The 19783-nt window shown below is 46.8% G+C and carries 22 protein-coding genes and 1 pseudogene; 7 read left to right on the top strand and 16 right to left on the bottom strand.

Annotated features, from left to right (window positions below):
- Window positions 1-39 precede the first annotated feature (39 nt).
- From cshA to AADZ70_RS17300, 3 genes are all read right to left on the bottom strand, one after another.
- Entirely contained in the window at window positions 40-1527 is a 1488-nt protein-coding gene (gene cshA, locus AADZ70_RS17310; RefSeq protein ID WP_047476319.1) for an ATP-dependent RNA helicase CshA, read from the bottom strand.
- A gap of 329 nt (window positions 1528-1856) precedes the next feature.
- The gene (gene murF, locus AADZ70_RS17305) at window positions 1857-3227 is read right to left on the bottom strand and encodes a UDP-N-acetylmuramoyl-tripeptide--D-alanyl-D-alanine ligase (RefSeq protein WP_264819677.1); all 1371 of its coding nucleotides are present in this window, start codon (window positions 3225-3227) and stop codon (window positions 1857-1859) included.
- Between the two features lie 77 nt (window positions 3228-3304).
- Entirely contained in the window at window positions 3305-4390 is a 1086-nt protein-coding gene (locus AADZ70_RS17300; protein WP_013351087.1) for a D-alanine--D-alanine ligase, read from the bottom strand.
- A 153-nt stretch (window positions 4391-4543) separates the two neighbouring features.
- Here AADZ70_RS17300 and AADZ70_RS17295 point away from each other — a divergent pair, with 153 nt between their 5' ends.
- A complete protein-coding gene (locus AADZ70_RS17295; RefSeq protein WP_016937180.1) occupies window positions 4544-4861 on the top strand; it encodes a thioredoxin family protein in 318 nt (105 codons plus the stop codon).
- On the opposite strand, the gene AADZ70_RS17290 is transcribed toward AADZ70_RS17295, so the two are convergent.
- Window positions 4858-5751, bottom strand: a complete 894-nt coding sequence (locus tag AADZ70_RS17290; protein ID WP_016937181.1) for a cation diffusion facilitator family transporter — start codon at window positions 5749-5751, stop codon at window positions 4858-4860. The genes AADZ70_RS17295 and AADZ70_RS17290 overlap by 4 nt on opposite strands.
- A 216-nt stretch (window positions 5752-5967) precedes the next feature.
- Here AADZ70_RS17290 and AADZ70_RS17285 point away from each other — a divergent pair.
- Together AADZ70_RS17285 and fbpB are read left to right on the top strand one after the other, a co-directional pair.
- A pseudogene (locus AADZ70_RS17285) lies at window positions 5968-6124 on the top strand (Fur-regulated basic protein FbpA); the annotation flags it as partial.
- 10 nt (window positions 6125-6134) lie between these two features.
- The gene (gene fbpB, locus AADZ70_RS17280; RefSeq protein ID WP_016937183.1) at window positions 6135-6281 is read left to right on the top strand and encodes a Fur-regulated basic protein FbpB; all 147 of its coding nucleotides are present in this window, start codon (window positions 6135-6137) and stop codon (window positions 6279-6281) included.
- Window positions 6282-6306: 25 nt separating this feature from the next.
- Here the strand turns inward: fbpB and AADZ70_RS17275 are convergent, their stop codons facing one another.
- The 8 genes from AADZ70_RS17275 to AADZ70_RS17240 form a co-directional block, all read right to left on the bottom strand.
- The gene (locus tag AADZ70_RS17275; RefSeq protein WP_095242087.1) at window positions 6307-7452 is read right to left on the bottom strand and encodes an acyl-CoA dehydrogenase family protein; all 1146 of its coding nucleotides are present in this window, start codon (window positions 7450-7452) and stop codon (window positions 6307-6309) included.
- Window positions 7453-7566: 114 nt separating this feature from the next.
- A complete protein-coding gene (locus AADZ70_RS17270) occupies window positions 7567-7902 on the bottom strand; it encodes a hypothetical protein (RefSeq protein ID WP_003156210.1) in 336 nt (111 codons plus the stop codon).
- Between the two features lie 94 nt (window positions 7903-7996).
- Complete coding sequence (locus AADZ70_RS17265) at window positions 7997-8737, bottom strand: ABC transporter permease (RefSeq protein WP_095242095.1); 741 nt, start codon at window positions 8735-8737, stop codon at window positions 7997-7999.
- Between the two features lie 19 nt (window positions 8738-8756).
- Window positions 8757-9683, bottom strand: a complete 927-nt coding sequence (locus AADZ70_RS17260) for an ABC transporter ATP-binding protein (protein WP_342007383.1) — start codon at window positions 9681-9683, stop codon at window positions 8757-8759.
- A 99-nt stretch (window positions 9684-9782) separates the two neighbouring features.
- Window positions 9783-10832 (bottom strand): AI-2E family transporter, encoded by a 1050-nt coding sequence (locus tag AADZ70_RS17255; RefSeq protein ID WP_016937187.1) that lies wholly within the window; start codon window positions 10830-10832, stop codon window positions 9783-9785.
- 185 nt (window positions 10833-11017) lie between these two features.
- Complete coding sequence (dctP, locus tag AADZ70_RS17250) at window positions 11018-12274, bottom strand: C4-dicarboxylate transporter DctP (protein WP_012116859.1); 1257 nt, start codon at window positions 12272-12274, stop codon at window positions 11018-11020.
- A gap of 108 nt (window positions 12275-12382) precedes the next feature.
- Window positions 12383-13054, bottom strand: coding sequence for a response regulator (locus AADZ70_RS17245; protein ID WP_095242084.1), 672 nt, complete (start codon window positions 13052-13054; stop codon window positions 12383-12385).
- Window positions 13029-14651 (bottom strand): sensor histidine kinase, encoded by a 1623-nt coding sequence (locus tag AADZ70_RS17240; protein ID WP_016937190.1) that lies wholly within the window; start codon window positions 14649-14651, stop codon window positions 13029-13031. The genes AADZ70_RS17245 and AADZ70_RS17240 overlap by 26 nt, the downstream gene beginning before the upstream one ends.
- 80 nt (window positions 14652-14731) lie before the next feature.
- On the opposite strand from AADZ70_RS17240, the gene AADZ70_RS17235 reads away from it, so the two are divergent.
- Window positions 14732-15784, top strand: a complete 1053-nt coding sequence (locus AADZ70_RS17235; protein ID WP_342007382.1) for a TRAP transporter substrate-binding protein — start codon at window positions 14732-14734, stop codon at window positions 15782-15784.
- Between the two features lie 82 nt (window positions 15785-15866).
- Complete coding sequence (locus AADZ70_RS17230; protein WP_016937192.1) at window positions 15867-16688, top strand: manganese catalase family protein; 822 nt, start codon at window positions 15867-15869, stop codon at window positions 16686-16688.
- A 24-nt stretch (window positions 16689-16712) separates the two neighbouring features.
- Here the strand turns inward: AADZ70_RS17230 and AADZ70_RS17225 are convergent, their stop codons facing one another.
- From AADZ70_RS17225 to AADZ70_RS17210, 4 genes are all read right to left on the bottom strand, one after another.
- Window positions 16713-17072, bottom strand: a complete 360-nt coding sequence (locus tag AADZ70_RS17225; RefSeq protein ID WP_342007381.1) for a YdbC family protein — start codon at window positions 17070-17072, stop codon at window positions 16713-16715.
- Window positions 17066-17407 (bottom strand): cupin domain-containing protein, encoded by a 342-nt coding sequence (locus tag AADZ70_RS17220; RefSeq protein WP_045927189.1) that lies wholly within the window; start codon window positions 17405-17407, stop codon window positions 17066-17068. The genes AADZ70_RS17225 and AADZ70_RS17220 overlap by 7 nt, the downstream gene beginning before the upstream one ends.
- Before the next feature lie 133 nt (window positions 17408-17540).
- Window positions 17541-17912, bottom strand: coding sequence for a glucose starvation-inducible protein GsiB (gsiB, locus tag AADZ70_RS17215; RefSeq protein ID WP_003156229.1), 372 nt, complete (start codon window positions 17910-17912; stop codon window positions 17541-17543).
- Between the two features lie 100 nt (window positions 17913-18012).
- Window positions 18013-18819 (bottom strand): EcsC family protein, encoded by an 807-nt coding sequence (locus AADZ70_RS17210; protein ID WP_342007380.1) that lies wholly within the window; start codon window positions 18817-18819, stop codon window positions 18013-18015.
- 162 nt (window positions 18820-18981) lie between these two features.
- Here AADZ70_RS17210 and AADZ70_RS17205 point away from each other — a divergent pair, with 162 nt between their 5' ends.
- The gene (locus tag AADZ70_RS17205; protein WP_016937196.1) at window positions 18982-19347 is read left to right on the top strand and encodes a multidrug efflux SMR transporter; all 366 of its coding nucleotides are present in this window, start codon (window positions 18982-18984) and stop codon (window positions 19345-19347) included.
- Complete coding sequence (locus AADZ70_RS17200; protein ID WP_342007379.1) at window positions 19344-19751, top strand: DUF5360 family protein; 408 nt, start codon at window positions 19344-19346, stop codon at window positions 19749-19751. Before AADZ70_RS17205 ends, AADZ70_RS17200 begins: the two co-directional genes overlap by 4 nt.
- Window positions 19752-19783: the final 32 nt, after the last annotated feature.

Genomic DNA, 19783 nt, shown 5'->3' with positions numbered 1-19783 from the left:
AAAAAAGCGGACCCTGTAAAAGGGTCCGCTTCCTGTGTTTTAGTATGATTTTTTCTGGCGTCTGTCACCTGAAGAACGGCGGTCAGTTGAACGTTTTTTATCGTAGGAAGAACGGTTGGTGTTTTTCCCTTTGCCGCCGCCGCGGTAGCCGCCGCCTTGGCCGTCTCTGCGCTTAGAAGTACGCTGGTTTTTATAGCGTTTGCTGACCATCGGCGCTTCATCAGTGAGGCGTACAGGCGTGCTGTCCGGCTCTTTTGTCGCCATTTTGATGGCTGCAGCCACAACTGTCACTGCATCATGATCTTCTAACAATTCCGCAGCTGCCGTCATGTAGAAGTTCAGGTTGTTTTCGCTGATCGCCGTGCGCAGACGGTCAACCGTCACCTGCTGCTGTCCTTCTAATGCTTCGTCAAGCGTCGGCTCTTTCATGCGGTCCATTTTGCGTTTTGTCGTTTGTTCAATCGCGCGAAGCATGCTTTTCTCACGCGGTGTGATAAACGTCATCGCCATACCCGTTTTTCCTGCACGGCCCGTTCTTCCGATACGGTGAACGTAGCTTTCAGGATCTTGAGGCACGTCAAAGTTGTACACGTGTGTTACGCCTGAGATATCAAGTCCGCGGGCGGCAACATCAGTCGCTACAAGCACTTCGATTGCACCTTCTTTAAATTTGCGAAGCGCAACCATACGCTTCGCTTGCGTTAAGTCGCCGTGAATTCCTTCAGCTGCATATCCGCGCAGGTTCAAGGCTTCAGCCAGCTCATCAACACGGCGTTTTGTACGTCCGAATACGATCGCAAGTTCCGGAGACTGAATGTCAAGAAGACGAGTCAGCGTATCGAACTTTTTACGCTCTTGCACTTCCAAGTAGAACTGCTGAATGTTAGAAACAGTCATTTCTTTCGCTTTTACTTTTACATGCTCAGGCTCAGTCATGAAACGCTCTGCGATCCGTTTGATCGGAGCAGGCATTGTTGCTGAGAATAGAAGCGTCTGATGCTCGCTCGGCACGTTTGAGAGAATTGATTCGATATCATCAATGAATCCCATGTTCAGCATTTCATCGGCCTCATCCATGACAACCGTATTCACGTTGTTAAGACGGATCGTGCGGCGGTTGATATGGTCAAGAAGACGCCCCGGCGTACCTACGATGATATGCGGGTTTTTCTTCAATGCGCGGATCTGACGCCCGATATCCTGGCCGCCGTAAATAGGCAGCACTTTCGCGCGCTTATCTTGTCCGATTTTATATAACTCTTCAGATACTTGAATGGCTAATTCACGGGTTGGCGCGATTACGATTGCTTGAATATTAGGAGACTCGGGGTTCATTTTTTCAACAAGGGGTATACCGAACGCAGCTGTTTTACCTGTACCTGTTTGCGCTTGTCCGATGACATCTTTATTTAAAAGTCCGAGCGGAATCGTTTGTGCCTGAATCGGTGTTGCTTCTTCAAATCCCATACGGTTGATTGACTTCATGAGATCAGAACTTAATTGGAAATCTTGAAACGTTATAGTCAAATTATTCAAACTCCTTCTGATTGCTGTTTCAGTAATGTCGTGATTTACCACTAAAAACTGCCCTTTCATCAAAGGACAGGATCATACGTATACAAAGCCCGAATTACTTTACGTTTAATCTTACCATTACACTATGTGTTTTTCAATAAGGCGAGATGTTCAAGCTGCCGGAAGCGGCCTGACCGGATTCTTCCCGCAAATGACGCCGGCCCCCGCGCCGGGCGGGATTTTCCAGCCGGCGGTCTTTCTTTTTCATACGGACAGAATTATTTCACCCGGATTTAGTTTCTTCATTTTTATAAATTTTTATGAGGCTGATCAGTATTTCTTCAGTTCTCCTCTAATAAATCTTTAACGATTTCTTCAAGCTTCATACCTCTTGATGCTTTAAACAGAAGGAGATCGCCGGAAGCGGCCTTTTCCTGTATAGCGTGAAGCAGTTCTTTTTTTTCGAGATAATGGCTGACGCGGCCTTCTTCAAAATGCCGGCGTGCTCCGTCAGCGATGAACGCGCCGAGAGTGCCGTACGTAAATACATGGTCGATCTCCTCCGGATTGATCGCGGCCCCGCATTCTTCGTGGAATGCTTTTTCATGATCACCGAGTTCAAGCATATCACCGAGCACGAGCATTTTCTTCCGGTAGCCTTTCATCGTTTCGATTAATTCGACCGCCGCTTTCATTGACGTCGGACTTGCATTATACGCGTCGTTAACGATTGAGATGCCGTTATCCGTTTTGACCAATTCCAATCTCATTCCCGTCACTTTCAGGCGGCTCAGTCCCAGAGCGGCATTTTCGGGCGTAATGCCGAAATAGATGCCCGCGGCGTATGCGGCCATGGCATTCATGACATTATGTCTGCCGAGCACGGGAACAAAGAAAGAACGATTAATACCGTCGATATTGAAATAAGTGCCTTCTTCCGCCTGTTTCAATTCTTTCAGGCGGAGATCATTGTCCGCGCCTGCGCCGTATGTCGTTGTCCGGCAAGTGTACGCCCTTTCGCGAAGCAGCGGCTCATCCCCGAAATAAAACAGAACGCCGTCTTCCCGAAGTCCGTTTATAATTTCTAGTTTCGCCTCCGCAATTCCTTCTCTTGAGCCTAAATCCTGCATATGGGATTCGCCGATATTGGTAATGACGGCAGCTTCCGGTTCCGCGAGACGGCTCAGAAAATCAATTTCGCCTCTCGCGCTCATCCCCATTTCTAAAACGGCGATTTCTGTATCTTCGGGCATGGCAAGCACGGTCAGCGGCAGGCCGATATGGTTGTTGAAATTGCCTGCGGTTTTGTGAACGCGGTATTGAGTGCCGAGGACGGCGTGAAGCATGTCTTTTGTTGTCGTTTTTCCGTTGCTTCCGGTCACCCCGATAACCCGTGTGCCGAGCTCTTTTAAGTAAGCTTTTGCCAATGTTTGCAGCGCCTCCAGCGTGTCATCGACAAGGATCACGGCACGCTCTTGCGGCGGATTCGGCTCAGAGCGGTCCCACAATACCGCGGAGACGCCTTTTTCGAATGCTTGCGGCACAAAGGTATGGCCGTTAAAATGCTCTCCTTTTAAAGGAATGAACAGCTGATTTTTTTCCAAAGTCCGCGTATCGGTTGCGGCGCCCTCAATCATCGTTTGTTCAAATACAGGATTTGTCAGTGTGCCTTTGACCATATCGGCGATTCGTTTTACAGTTCGCTTTATCAAAGGTGGCACCTCGCTTTCTGAAAATGTTGTCTGTTACGGGAAAAGACACTGCCCTCTTCAGGCAGTGTCCGTCTTCATTAAAATGTATGTTTAATCAGCTGTTTTTCGGCATGGCGTTCTTTTGCCAGCTCAACCAGCTGCTCGATCAGATCGCTGTAATCTACGCCGGCTTCTTTCCACAGCAGCGGGAACATGCTGAATGGCGTAAAGCCCGGCATTGTGTTCACTTCGTTAATGAGCACTTGACCGTCATTGGTCAGGAAGAAATCGGCGCGGACGAGGCCTGAGCCATCAATCGCTTTGAAGGCTTTAATCGCCATCTCGCTGATTTCCGCGTACTGTTCATCCGTCACTTGCGCGGGAATCATTAAATCAGTGTCGCCATCTTCGTATTTCGCTTTATAGTCGTAAAAGTCGGTCTTCGGAGCGATTTCACCGACGGCGGAACATTTCGGTTCGTCATTTCCAAGCACGCCGATTTCGATTTCTCTGCCGGCGATTCCTTCTTCCACAACAATTTTCCGGTCATACTCAAAAGCCAGTTCGAAGGCTTTTTCAAGCTCTTCACGGTTTCGGCATTTACTGATTCCGACACTTGATCCGAGGTTCGCCGGTTTGACAAAGCACGGATACCCCAGCTCCTCTTCAACCTGCTGTAAGCAGCTGTCCGGCGTCTGTTTCCAATCCTTTTTTAAGAAAGCGGCATACTTCGCCTGCGGAAGCCCCGCTTGAGCAAACAAATGCTTCATGATGACTTTATCCATGCCAGCTGATGATGCAAGCACTCCGTTGCCGACATAAGGAACATTCAGCAGCTCCAGCAGTCCTTGAATCGTGCCGTCTTCACCGTTCGGTCCGTGGAGAAGCGGAAATACGACGTCAATCGGCGCCTTCTCGTCAGCCGACGCTTCAGGAAACATTTCCCGGTTCAATGCTGAAAGAGCAAAGCTTTCACCATTTTGTTCCAGCTGGAGCATTTTCACGTTGGAAACCGGTTCAGTCAGAAGCGGGCCTCTTTGCCACTCTCCTTTTTCAGTGATGTAAATCGGATGTATATCAAACTTATCAGTATTAAGCGCTTTTGTTACAGCCAGTGCTGTCTGCAGCGATACATTGTGTTCGGCTGACTTTCCGCCGTACACCAATCCTAGACTTGTTTTCAATGGATATTCCCCCCACAGCAATTCATCTTTACTATCTTATCATTTTCATCAGAAAATGATCTAATTATTTTTGGGCATTCTGAATATGAAAGCATTTGTATGTAATTCCTTTTTATTTTATATTAAAATGGCATGGAAAAGGAGATGTGTCATATGAAAAAAATCAGTACAACAGAACAATTTAATGAACTTATTCAATCCGACAAGGAAATCATCGTGAAATTTTTCGCTGACTGGTGCCCTGACTGCACGCGCATGAATATGTTCATCGGCGATATTTTGGAAGAATATAATCAAAATGATTGGTATGAGCTGAACAGAGACGAACTCCCTGAGCTTGCCGACAAATATCAAGTGATGGGCATCCCGAGCCTTCTGGTCTTTAAAGACGGTGAAAAGAAAGCGCATCTGCACAGCGCAAACGCGAAAACTCCGGAAGAAGTCACAGAGTTTTTATCACAGCATATTTAATTCGTTTCGTGATCTTTGTTTATGACTTCAGGCTCTACATGAACATGGACATGAGTCACATCATGTTCATGTTTTATTGCACATTCGACCTCATCGGCTACTTCATGACCTTCTTTCACAGACAGTCCCGGATCTACCGTAATGACCATTTCCACATGAACCGTGCTTCCCAAATACCTTGCTTTCACATCCTTCAGCCTGCTGACTTCTTTTATTTCTTTCACCGTATGTTTGTACGGTTCCAAATCTTTCAAGTCAAATCCGTCCGTCAATGAGTGGGAAGCATCTTTGAAGATGTCCCATGCCGTCTTACAGATGATAATCCCGATCAGAAAAGCAATGACCGGATCAATCCACGGCAGATGAAAGCGGGCCGTTATGACACCTATAAACGCCCCAATACTGACATATGCGTCAGATCGGCTGTCTTTCGCCGCCGCATGAAGCGCCGAACTTTTGATCCGATTTGCAAGACGGCTGTTATATACATACATGCCGTACATGACGATCGCGCCTCCGAGCGCCGTCCATGCCGCAATGTAGCTCGGTTCGGCCTCCGTTCCGCTGATAACCGCCTTCGCTCCCCCGATCAGCACTTCAATCCCGACCGCCATCATAATAAAAGACGCAATTAGTGAAGAAATTGTTTCAGCCCGATAATGTCCGTAGGCATGATCGCTGTCCGCGGGGCGCTGGGAAATCCGGAGCCCGATCAGCACAGCAAGAGATGCGACAATATCCGTGGCATTATTTAACCCGTCCGCTCTAAGCGCTTCGGAATGATAAATAAGACCGATCGCCAATTTGACGGCGGCAAGGATGAGGTATGCGGCGATATTCAGAATCGCGCCTTTCTCGCCCCGTTTTAAATTTGCCGTTTGATCATTCATGTAAGGACTCCTCCATTCTCATTCATAGTATGGATGGAAAAGCAGAAAAATAGCAGCTTTGATATGCCGGAAATGCAATCAATTCGACAGCATTATTCCCCGGGAAACTTTTTGTCGAAAAATTGGCGGTATTTTCTCTTTACATATGAATAGGCTCATTGTATACTTTCATTAACTGATAATGATTCTCAATATCATTTGATTAGGAGGGTAATCATGAGATCTTCTCCTCAACTCAGACCATCATTCGAAGGACGTAAAAAACATCTGATCCATTTGCTGATCAGTAACGGAATATACAAGAAGTCAGAACGGCACTTATATGAATTATCGCTTGGAGAGTTAGAAAGCGAATATCAAATATGTAAGGAAGGTGCGGGCTCATGGCGAAACGGAAAATAAAAACATACGAACAGCTGATAAAAGAAAACAAGGCGGCCATTATGAACAGTCAAAAGCTGATGAATGTCATTTATGACAGAATCGACCGCAAGCATCAAAAATTGCTCCGGCACAACAGCCATACATAAAAAGAGCCTATTTCAGGCTCTTTTTTTATTGCTCAAAGGCTTCCGCCGCTAATTTGCCGATCACCGCATCGTCCATCGGCGGGTTGTGAAGGCCGGCGCGGGCGTCCCGGTAATACCGCTGAAGCGGGTTGTTTCGCTCCAGGCTTTTCGCGCCGGTGATTCTCATGGCTTTATCAACAACGGAAAGGACGGCATTTGTCACAATATGTTTTGCCGCGCCGAGTTCGCTTTTGATGAAAGGGCGGCGTTTCGGGTCATCATACATTTGCGCCGCCGTGAAAAGAAACTGTCTCGCTTTTAATAATTCAAGCTCCATTTCCCCGACACGCTGCTGAACGGCCGGCACGTCTTTAATCGGTCCGTTCAGGCTGTTTGGCGAATATTCGGATGCAAACCGGACGGCATAGTCCCTTGCTGCTTGAGCGATACCCAAATAAGCAGCGGGAATGTGAAGCAGCCAGCCATTCACTTTCGCCGCTCTCGGCCCGCTGATAAGCTCCACGAGCCGCTCGTCACTGACCGTGACATCATCTAAAATGAGGTCGTGGCTTCCGGTCGCCTTCATGGCGATCATATCCCACGTTTCTTCGACCGAGACGCCCTCCTGGTCTTTATGGATGAGAAAAACACCGGTCGTTTGTTTTTCTTCAATCCATGCCGTCACAAGCATATAATCCAAAGTCAGTGAAAGGGTTGTAAAAGTTTTCCGGCCGCTCAGCACCCATTTTCCGTCTTTTTTGACAGCGGAAGTGCCGGGTCTTCCTCCCCTCGTCGGACTGCCGGTCTGCCGTTCAGTCGCTGCCCTGTTCAGGACGGCTCCCTTTTTCACCTCTTCTGTGATAAAAGAAAAGACATCTTCATTCCAGCTGTTTTCTTCTCCGAGCTCTCCCATGACAGATAAATGCCAGCCGATTCCGAGAGCAACAGCCGCGTCTCCCCGGGCCAGCCGTTCCTGAAACAGCACCATATCATAAACGGAAATGCCTGCACCGCCGAAGGCCTCAGGTACCGTTAACGCCGTATATCCCGCGTCCCGCAGTCTTTCAATTTTCTCCGCGGGAAAACGGCCCTCTTCGTCATCAAGCGCGGCTGTTTTTTGAAATTCGTCTGCAAGCAGGCCGATTTTTTCAATCCATTCTCTCTGCCGTTCGTTCTGTATCCATAAAGACACTGGAATCCCCCCATTATAATTCCGATAAAGTTAATAAGTATTATAGAGATTCAAGTCCCGTTTCGCAACTGTAAGGCTGTACAAAAAAACACGCTATTCCATAGAATAGCGTGTTCAGACTGCTTCCGGGCCGCGGTCCTGCTTGAGCCCGAGATAAATCAGCATATATGTGAGGTAACCCATCGTCATCACAAGTCCGCCAAAGAAAAAGCTTGAGAATATCGGCTCTTCAAACGCGGTAACCGCCGCAAGCACGATCCAGCTTGCATACAGGTAGATGATGAAATAACGGAATCCCGTCTTCATTTTATATAAGAGAAACAGACCCACTGTAGAAAACAATCCCAGCGCAAGCCTGAAATAAACAAGATGTTCGAATTGGAACATGAATGACACAAAGGAAAAACCAAGCAATAACACAATCGGTAATGCGGTAATAAAATTTCTCAAGTGAGCACCTCCGTCATTACCTTTATTATAAATCAAAATAGCATAAATTATTGATTTATCGTGATCTTTTTCACAAAAATGTCATTCCTTTACTTTATACCCGAACATCGCGTTTGCAAAAGCTCCACCAAGCGACGGCTAAGAAGAAGACGATATGGATAATGATAATGCCTGTCGAAAATAACGGCGTCATTCCCGCAAACAGCGGTTTCGCCCCGCTCATGTATTGCGTCAGGTCCGTATTCGCGAACAGCAGGAAGCTTCCCCATTTGTTTTGGAAGACTGACATAATCGTCACAAGTGATTTTGCGCCGTACAGGACGATAAATGACAGAATGACGGCCGTGGCGCTGTTACGGAATAAGGAAGAGCACAGCAATCCGAAGCATGCCATCGCAAATGCCTCGACCCAGTTCGTGCCGATTACTTTCAGTGTGTTTACAAGAAGCGTCCCTGATTCAGATGTCACCGACACTCCGAAGAAAGCCATGCCGAACAGCAGAGACAGAATATAGTACGCCGCATACAGGTACAAGCTGACCAAAAATACGGTAATGAGTTTAGATATAAAAATCCGCTCCCGCTTTACCGGACGGATTAACAAAAATTTAATCGTTTTCTTATCAAATTCAGCTGAAATGATCGTCGCCGCAATGACGATCGTTAATGCTTCAAGCAGAATATTGAGCCCGGGCGCGTACGCCATATAGCCGATGAAATTCTCGTCCGTTCCGGAGCTGATGACAAGCCGTTTAATGACGAGCGCCATAATAAACTGAAGAACGGCCATTAAAATCAGCGCCACTAATGAGACTTTACGATTAAAGAGTTTCATATGCTCATTCGCTGTCAATTTAAACATTCGTCTCCCCCTCCTCTTGAAGTGCCGCCGTCACTTTCATGAATTCATCCTCAAGCGATTCCGCATACGGCATGATGGAATACACGAGAAAGTCTTGTCCGACGAGCGCCCGGTTTAATTCCGGGATGTCCTTCTTCGCTACGGTGACGGTAATGCCCCCGCCGTTTTTCTCCAGAGCAAACTGCTGTTGGGACAGCCATTCGAATGCTTCGTCAGCAGGCTGTATGTCGAGGACGGCTTTTTCTTCTTTTTCCGCTGCGCCTCGCAGAACGACCTCTGTTTTGATTTCACCTTTTTGAATGATGATGACACGGTCGCAAAGGTCCTCCACTTCACGCAATAAATGCGTCGCAAAAAGGATGCTCGTCCCTTCAAGTTCCGCGAGCTCTTTTAAGTGATCGCGAAAATCTTTCATTCCGCCGGGATCAAGCCCGTTTGTCGGTTCATCTAAAATGAGCAGATTCGGACGGTGAAGAATGGCCTGTGCAATCCCGAGACGCTGACGCATGCCGAGGGAATACGTTTTAACTTTGTCGTGAACGGCATTTGCGAGCCCGACCCGCTCGATGACTTCCTGAAGCCTGTCCTCTTTGATGTTTTTGTGCATGTTGGCAAAGTGCTTCAGGTTTTCCCATCCCGTCAGATACGGGTAGAATTCAGGGTTTTCCACGATCGCGCCGACGGATTCCAACGCTTTTTCGAACTCAGTATCGTGCTGAAAGCCGTTAATTGTAATCGTGCCGCTGTTTTTCTTTAAAAGACCGACGATGATGCGGATCAATGTAGTTTTTCCCGACCCGTTCGGACCGAGCAAACCGATGATCTCGCCCTGCCTGACATCCATGCTGATGTTTTTCAAAATGTGCTTTTTGCCTATTGTTTTGTCAAGGCCTTCAATATGTAAAATCGGCTCAGTCATACAGCCTTCCTCCTTTTTCAAAAAAAATAAACAGTGCCCGTACATAAGGCACTGTCTGCATTATAACATTTGTCATTTATTCGTGAAGAGCCGGGGCTGTTACGTCTTCTCCGGCCCCGGTCCGGATTTTTCTTTCTCTTCATTATTGACGACATCCAGAATATCCAGAAGGAACACAAAAATCGGAATCCCGATAATCAAGCCCCAAATGCCGAAGAAATGTTCCGAGAAAATCAAAACCGTAAAGGTAAAAAAGATCGGAAGTTCCGTTTTCGCTGACATCAGTTTCGGATTGAGGAAATACGTCTCAATCGCGTGAATGACGAAAATGACCAATACGATGTAGATGACGTACGCAGCGCCGCCCGTCGTATACGCGATGATACTGAGCGGGATGAGCGAAATCACCACACCTGCCACGGGAATGAGCCCGAGGAAAAAGACCATGATGGACAGGCCGAACAGCTGCGGAAAATGCAGAATGGCCAATGCGATGAAGGTGAGGATACAGTTCACCAGCGCGATAATAAATTGTGCTTCAATCACTTTGCCGAATGTTCTCGCAAACTTGCTGCCGAAAAAAGCAAGTTCATAGTAAAAGACAGACAGCTTGCTGTGCTGAAATTTTTTCATGAATTCCGTGAGCCGCTTTTTCTCGAACAGGAAAAACATGCTGAGAATCAGTGACATCACGACCTGCAAACCGAAAGTGCTGATATCGGCCAAGTATGTATACAGTACATTAAATCCTTCTTTTACATAAGAACCGATATTAATGTCACCGAACACGCTCGATATTTCATCATAAAACGGGATGACATCGGGATGATACGCGATATGCTTGATCTGCTTAATCAGCTGTTCAATCTGCTTGGCAACAATCGGGTAGAAGACAAAACCTCCCACAGTCGCTCCGACAGCCAGCGCAATATATAAAATGGTGATGACCACCCTCTGACTGATACGGAAAAAATGGTTCAACACGTGCCGGATGACAGTCTCCAGCCGATCCATCAGAAAAGTAAAAATAAACGTAAGCAAAATCAAATTAATCATACTTCGGAATACAACTAACACCCCAGTCAAAACAAGAAAAACGGAAAAACGTCTGACACCCGGATGCTGAAAAAATTTAAAAATAGCCGCCATTTATACACTCCTGCTAGGACAAAAAGCCCTTAGATTTCATCTTTCACTCTCTAATTGTAAATTATATAACAAAATGACGCTAAGGTCTTTGTCCACCTCCTAATAAATTTAAACAAATTTATCTTTTTTACTCATGGCAGACAAAAAAAAGAACGGCATGCCGGATGCATGCCGTTCCTCCCATTTTATACCGCCGTTTTCATTTCTTTTACGGCCTGTGTGCTTTTTGCTTCGTCAAACTCATTTTCGCTCTTGGCTACGATGATCGTGGCGATTCCGTTTCCGATCAGATTGACGATCGCCCTTCCTTCACTCATAAAGCGGTCAACACCGAGGAGCAGCGCAAGCCCCTCCAGCGGGATTACCTGGAGTGCCGACAAAGTGGAGGCGAGCACGATAAATCCGCTTCCGGTTACGCCCGCCGCGCCTTTTGATGTCAGCATTAACACGAGAATGATTGTAACCTGCTGACCGATGGTAAGGTCAACGCCGAACACCTGCGCCAGAAAAACCGTTGCCATGGAAAGGTAAATCGAGGTGCCGTCCAGATTAAAGGAATACCCCGTCGGAATCACAAGACCGACAACCGATTTGGAACAGCCGTAGCGCTCCATTTTATCCATCATCCGCGGCAGGACGGACTCAGAAGAGCTTGTGCCGAGAACGATGAGCAGTTCATCTTTAATAAACCGGAGATAGTTCCACAAACTGAAACCGAAAAGCTTGCAAATGATATTCAAAGCGACAAATACAAACAGGAACATTGTAACGTATACAGACAGCATCAGACTCGCCAGCGGCTTGATGGAATCAAGTCCGAAGTGCCCGATCGTATAGGCCATGGCCCCAAATGCGCCGATCGGCGCCGCGCGCATGATGTAGCCGATGATCTTGAAAAAGACGTGCGACAGTTTATCGAAGAAATCAATAATGCTTTTGCCTCTTTCACCGAGCGCTGCCAAGCCGACTCCGAATAAAACAGAAAAGAATAAGACCTGAAGAATGTCACCTTTCGCAAAAGCGTCAACCATGTTTGACGGAACGATGTGAGTGATAAATTCAATCCAATCAATTCCCTGTCCCCCGTTTTGCGTGTACTGAGAGACATCCCCTTTTTCAAGCTTGCTGTAATCAAGCCCCTCACCGGGTTTCATGATATTGACGACCAGAAGTCCGATAATAAGGGCAATGGTGGTCACGACTTCAAAATAAATAAATGCTTTTCCCCCGACTTTGCCGACTTTTTTCATATCTCCCATCTTGGCGATGCCAAGCACGATCGTCAGGAATATGATCGGTGCGATAATCATTTTTACCGCATTGATAAATGTATCGCCGAGCGGTTTCATCTGTTTCCCGGCCTCAGGCCATACAAGCCCGACGATGACGCCGATGATGACCGCCGTGATGACTTGCACCGTGAGATTTTTGAATATTTTCATCCCTGCTCCCCCTTGCCTCTCGCTGTGTCTATGCTGAAATGATAGCGTTTTCAAATGAAGAGGGGAAGCTTATGTTCATAACGGACATTTTGGTCTTTTTGGTCTCGGCTAACGGACGAATTTGTAGCGGTTAATCGGCCGGCCCACTCCCCCGTACTGAATGTCGAGCTTAATCTGACCGTCTTTCTCAAGAAAATCAAGATAGCGCCGCGCCGTCACTCTGGCGATTCCGAGCGCTTTGGCGGCTTCTTCAGCTGAAAGCGGCTCCGTCTGCCGTTTCATATAGGTTATAATTTCATTCATCGTAAAATGATTTAACCCCTTCGGCAGATCCCGGGACGGATTTTGCGGAATTTTAAGCAGCGCGTCAAGCTGGTCTTGCGACATGGTGTCATGCTGTTCCATTTTCCGTTTATATTGTTTAAAGTTTTCGAGCGCCTGTCTCATCCGCTCCAGCTTAAACGGCTTCAAAATATAGTCGGCCGCGCCGTTTTGCAGCATAAGCTGGATCGTTTCTTTGTCTTTTGCAGCCGAGACGATGATGACGTCCACTTCGAGCTTTTGTTTTCTGATTTCCTGAAGCGTTTTAATTCCGTCTTTTTTCGGCATGTACACGTCTAATACCACGAGTTCGGGCCGAAGATCTTTTATAAGCCTGATTCCCTCGTCTCCGTCAGCTGCCGTGGCAATGACGCTGAATCCTGAAACGCCGGTGATAAATTCTTTATTCACCTCCTGCACCATCGGATCATCTTCAATAAGCAGCACCTTGATGTCCATCTATCGATTCCTCCCCCTTCATCGGAAATAAAATAGAAAATGCCGTTCCCTGTCCCTGCCGTGTGTCGACTTCAATGATGCCCATCCCTTTGTCGACGATCTGTTTGACGAGGTACAAGCCGTATCCCGTGCCGCCCGTTTTATTGACGGTAAACCCTTTTTCATAAATGTGCGGGATATGCTCATCTGAAATCCCGCTTCCATTGTCTTCTATTAATATCGCAAGCACTTCTTCATTTTGCTCGATACTGATGTCAATGTGTTTGTCCTCCGTGTCGGCTGTTTCGAATGCGCCGAACGCGTTTTCGATTAAATTGCCGAGCAGGACGACGATATCATGCTGGTCCACATGCACCGGAAATTGTGAAAAGCTGCTGTTTTCATCAATTTTCACAGAAATGCCGAGCTCTTTGCCTCTTTTGATTTTGCTCAACAGAAGCCCCGCCGCGGCGTCATTCTGAATGGCCTGATGAAGGAATTCTGTGACGCTTTCTTGTTCTGATGATGCCTTGAAAGCAAGCTGGAGCGCTTTTTCTGATTTTCCGAGCTGAATCAGTCCCGCGATGGTGTGAAGCTTGTTCATGTGTTCGTGATTTTGGACTCTGAGCGCATCGACAAAATTTTTCACGCCCGTCAGCTCTTCAGCCATTTTCGCCGCTTCCGTCCTGTCCTGGAATATGGCGACGGCGCCGATGACCTTCTTTTTCATGACGATCGGAATTCTGCTGCTCATGATCACCTTTCCGCTGACTTGGATTTCTTCGTTATATACAGCCCGGTTCCGCTCGACGATCTCCGGGAGCCGCGAATCTTTTAACACGTCCCAGATCAGCCTGCCATCGGTCTCTTGTCTGACATTGAATATCTGCTTCGCTTTTTCATTAAAAATGGTGATGTGATGCTGATTATCGATCGCGATGACGCCCTCATTCATCGAATGAAACGTAGCGGTCCGTTCCTCATACATTCTCACGATCTCATGGGGCTCCAGCCAAAACATTTGTTTTTTGATGTGGCGGGCCAGCAAAAAGGAGCCGGCCAGTCCGAACCCGAGCGCCAGCAGAACGATAAAGAGAATGTCATGTTTCAGCTGAAGAAGGATTTCACCAAAGCCGGGCAGCGTTTTACCGGCAAGGACGACACCGATCTGATTCAGATCCCGATCTTTTATCGGATAAAAAGCGCGGACGGCAGTGCCGATTTCTCCCTTTGCTTCGGAAAAATAAATGTGCTCGGCAAACGCTGCCGCTTCGTCTTCACCTCTTGAACGCTTCCCGATCATCGTGCTGACGGGATGTGAATAACGGATATGGTCCATATCCATGACGACGATGTAGTCCGCTTCATTGATGATCCTTATTTCTTCGACCGCATGGCGCACGTCTTCCCTCTGCTTTTTCTGCTCCAGGGCGCGTTTGACATCGGTCATCTCAGATACCGTCCGTGCGGTATTCATCAGCCGTTTTTTCAGCTCGCGCTCCTCTGTATGCTGAATATTTCCGATCAGCACGATGCCGACGATCAAAAAGGTAAAAAGCACGACGATATAAGAAAGTATGGTGATTTTCCAGCGGATGGTGAGCTTTTTTTTCGTCATTGGCCTCTTCCTTTCCGTCTCTTTACGAAAACGGCCCGCCCGATTATGCTTGTTATAGAAAATGGCGGAGGGGGTTTTCGATGAAAAGCTTGCTGACGTGTCTCAGCCTGATGGTACTCGGTATCGGAACCGCTTTATTCATCGGCTTTCATGATCGTTTCCCAACGGATGAACCGTATTATGATGACGAACAGGAAGGCCTGAAAGATCAAATGGTGTTCAAATTCAGCCATGTCGTTGCTGAAAACACGCCTAAAGGGCGGGCGGCGAATAAATTCGCCGATCTGGTCTATCAAAAGTCAGGCGGGACCATTAAAGTAGAGGTGTTTCCAAACGGGAGCCTCTATTCAGATAATGAAGAAATAAACGCCCTCCAAAACGGGGACGTGCAATTCATCGCTCCCTCCACCTCAAAGCTCGGATTACTGTCGCCCGAATGGGGTGTTTTAGATCTGCCGTACGCGTTTACAAACTATAAAGCCGTACAAGAAGGCCTAAACGGCAAAATCGGGACTCGCCTGTTCGCTTCTTTAGAAAAGCATCATTTGAAAGGCCTGGCATACTGGACGAACGGATTTAAGCAGCTCACGTCGAACAAAGGGCCTATCTTCACTCCGGACGACTTGAAAGGACAGGCGCTCAGGATCATGCCGAGCAGCGTGATCGAGGACCAATACCGCCTGCTCGGCGCGCACCCGCGGCAGGATTCCTTTAATTCCACGTTTCAGCTCTTGGAAAGCAATCTCGTAGACGGAGAGGAAAATACGATTTCAAATATCTATTCTAAAAAATTTTATAATGTTCAAGATTATTTGACAATCAGCAATCACGGATATCTCGGTTATGCCGTGATGACCGACGAACATTTCTGGAATTCACAGACGGAAAAAACGAGAACCATCTTAACGGAGGCGATGAAAGAAACAACGGAATGGAACGAAGCCTCCGCTGAGAAAATGAATAAAGACCAGCTTCAAGAAATCAAGAAGAATTCATCCATCAATATTCACGTGCTGACGAAAGCGGAAAAGAAAAAGTGGATGAAACGCCTCGATCCGGTTTACGGACAATATGAACAGGTGATCGGCCGGGGGCTTGTGCAAGACTTGTTATCTTTGCGGCGCGATCCTTAGCAGGACCGATACGCCCATCTCCGTTTCATCCCTTTTCCTGATGGGGAAGTAAATAGGGACAAATAAAAAAGGAGATGGAAACATGTTTACACATACGAAAAAACTGCAGCATCCGGCTAAACCGGATCGTCCTGACCCGCTGTTCGCAAAAAAGATGCAGGAAATCTTGGGCGGACAATACGGGGAAATATCCGTCGCCATGCAATATTTATTTCAAGGCTGGAATACACGGGGCAATGAAAAATATAAGGATCTCCTGATGGATACCGCGACGGAAGAAATCGGCCATGTCGAAATGATCGCGACAATGATTGCGAGACTGTTAGAAGATGCCCCGCTGGCGGAGCAGGAGAAAGCAGCTGATGATCCGGTCATCGGGTCCATTTTAGGCGGCATGAATCCGCATCATGCGATCGTCTCAGGACTGGGCGCCATGCCGGAGAGCAGCACGGGCGTTCCTTGGAGCGCAGGCTATATCGTCGCAAGCGGAAACCTCCTGGCAGACTTCCGCGCTAATCTGAACGCCGAATCACAAGGAAGGCTTCAAGTCGCACGCCTGTATGAAATGACCGATGATAAAGGCGTGAAAGATATGCTCAGCTTTTTATTGGCCCGCGACACCATGCATCAAAACCAATGGCTTGCGGCAATTAAAGAATTAGAAGCACAGGAAGGCCCGATCGTTCCTTCCACTTTCCCGAAGGCGCTGGAAAAGCAGTCATTCTCGCATAAACTTATCCATTTCTCAGATGGAGCAGAAAGCGCTGAACAAAATTGGCTGAAAGAAAAAGCGCCGGACGGCGAACCTTTTGAATACGAAAAGGAACCGAAAGCGCACGGCGAAATAGCGAAGCTGGATCCCGTCCCGCCTTATGTCCACAACACGCTTCCCGGACGAAAATAAAAAAGCCCTCTAAAGGGGCTTTTTTTATGTGCGCACAACTGTCCAATCCGGTTCGTATCGGATGTCCGGGTGATGTAACAGCTCGTGAATGAAAGGTGCATCCTCTTCGTACAGCATCACTTTTATTGAAAGAATCGCAGCCTTCTGCTCGTTTTCTTCGTATATGCGGTCATGTTCGTTCTCCATAAAATGATCATAGGCCTGTCTGTTCTCCCAAACGCTGATGATCTCTGCGATGAACAGACCGTCTGCGTTTTTCCGCCAGCCGCCGGCCTGTTTGACGAAGCCATTTACACGTGATAATGCTCCCCACCGTGACTGTGCTTGCGAAAATGCTTCAGCGTTTGCAGCGTCTGTTTCACATACAATCTTTTTGATCAGCACGGCAGTTCCTCTGTGATGACTGTTTTCGCATGCGTATGCTCGACACAAAGATTCACGGTTCTGACGTATGAGCGTGTACGGTGAATCGTGCCTTTCGGGATGAGCAGGCTGTCATTTGCTTTGAGCACTGCAGTTTCTTTGTCCTTAAAATCGATCAGCAGCTCACCTTCAAGAACAATGAACCATTCATCTGAGTCAGGGTGATGGTGCCAGTCATATTCTCCCGTAAACACTGCGAGGCGCACACAGTGGTCATTGATCTCCGCGATTGAAAAATTATCGTGTTTTTCTTTGACTTTATTGGCGATGGCGAGTAAATGTTGCATTTCAGACACAAGTAAAAACTCCTTTTTTCATTTATTGTACTGCAACGCCGGCCCAGATCAAGATTTTTCCAAAACAAAAAGCGATCCAGCTGATGCGCCGGATCGCTTTTGATCTGCAAGTTGTCTGCCTTTTATGCTTTTATTAGCTGCTTCGTCTGTTTCCGCCTTTTTGGCCGATTTCTTTATAAAACTCTTTGTCATGATTTTTGCTTGTAGCTTCTCCGCCTTTTTGGCCGATTTCCTGATAGAATTCCTTGTCATGGTTATTGCTTGTGGCTTCTCCGCCTTTTTCACCGATTTCCTGATAGAATTCTTTGTCGTGATTTTTGCTTGTGGCTTCTCCGCCTTTTTCACCGATTTCCTGATAGAATTCTTTGTCGTGATTTTTGCTTGTGGCTTCTCCGCCTTTTTGACCAATTTCCTGATAGAATTCTTTGTCATGGTTATTGCTTGTAGCTTCTCCGCCTTTTTTACCTGCTTCTTCTCTGCTCATTTTGTTATTATCTTGTGCCATTTTTGAATTCCTCCTTTAATTGGTGTTGGTTGTTGGTTTCCCGATTTCAGAACTGCTAAACAAAGAAAACACATTGAATGTGTTTTCGGGTGGTTTTTTATCATTCTGCATCCTGCAGCCGGCTTAGAATCCGGCGCTTTTTATAAAGCATGATGCCTGTTTCCGCGATGCTTTCTAAAGCTGAACGGTTGGCGGATGCGCCGAAGATGATGCCTGCGGCCGGAACCATTTGCAGCAGTTTTTTCGCAGCGAACGTATCGCGGTAGCTGTAAACGACTTCCCGCCAGCCCTGTATCTGCGAGGCAACGCGCTGATAGGTGCGATCGTTTTGATCATATTGCCGTAAATCCTGCAGGATCGCTTTTTTTCCGATGACGTCACTCGATACCAGCTGAAGCAATTTGACGATAAACACGCGTTCTTTTTTGTCTTTCGGGTCAAAGCCGTAGGCGATCGCGATATCCTGCAGTGTCTTTAAAGACAGACCGAGCATCGCCGGGATGTCTGCCGCAAGCGTAAACACGCCGCCGACTCCCGTTGCGGCTCCCTGCACCGTCGCGGCCTTTACACTTGTGCGCGCCATGGCTTCTGCGATTTCGTCCATGACGGCAAGCGGCGCATTGCGAATGTCGTGAAGCGTTTGACATGTTCCGTGCGGAAGCCGTTTTTGAAACTTTTTCATGATGCGCTTTTCTGATGTAAGATACTGTCCGCCTGACTGAATAAACGTTCCCGTTTCATCGAGTATGCGTCCGATTTTCCGCTGAATAAATTGCGGTGTCAGCTTGTCCAAAAGCTGAAACGGCAAGCGGGTGAATGTTTGCCAGAACATCACCCTCTGCTGCGCCTTTTCCCATTTTTGAATGTCTCTCAATTGTTTTTCCAGGTCTGTCCGCTCTTCTGTCACCCGTCCTGCACGTCCTTTCTGAATTCTTTCTTCATAGTATACCTTTATGGTGTTTTCTTACCCGACCGGGTTTTTTATTCGGAAGGGCATTCCATTATTTAATTTTCTTTAAATTCTATATATTGTATAATTTTGAATAATACGAATGAAGGAGAAGGTTGAATGCATTGGATTTATTTGAGTTTAGCGATCATTTTTGAAGTATTGGGTACGGTCAGCATGAAATTATCAAATGGTTTTACAAAACTTGTCCCCAGTATTTTATTATTATTGTTTTATATCGGCAGCCTTTGTTTTCTTACTTTGACTTTGAAATATATAAGTGTCTCCATCGCGTATGCGGTCTGGTCGGGAATGGGGATCGTACTGATTTCCTTGATCGGAATTTTTTTCTTCCATGAACAGTTCTCTGTCATAAAAGCTGTCTCTGTTCTTCTGATCATCATCGGTGTCGTTTCCTTAAACTTTATTTCTGAAAGTGAAACGTCATCAAACGGCATCAGCGTTCATACGGACAGAAACAGATGATGAAAGGCTTAAAGGTTCTCTTCCTCATTACAGATATTGGATTTATCATTTATTGGATTGTTACTTTTTTTGAGTGGATTCCAAAAAATATGGTGTTTAAAGATTATGATAACGCCATGATCATGGCTTGGAACTGGTCATTCTTTCCCTTAGATATTTTCATTTCGATAACCGGGCTGTACAGCATGTTTCTTTATAGACAGAAACATGCATTATGGCGCCCTTTCGCATTAATATCACTTGTGCTGACCTTTTGTTCAGGCCTGCAGGCGATTGCCTTTTGGGTATTTATCGGTGATTTTGATCTTATGTGGTGGGCATTCAACCTGTACTTGCTTCTTTATCCTTTATATTTTATTCGGAAATTGCTGGCCTCTCATAAAAATAGCTGTCATTCTTTTTGATGAGGCGGTTTTCTTTTTCTTCAGGCGGGAAA

The organism is Bacillus sp. YBsi01 (assembly GCF_038406745.1).
In the GTDB taxonomy this organism is placed as follows: Bacteria; Bacillota; Bacilli; order Bacillales; family Bacillaceae; genus Bacillus; species Bacillus siamensis.
The sequence above is the reverse complement of the archived record's forward strand: the minus strand, read 5'-3'. Positions and strand labels throughout refer to the sequence as shown.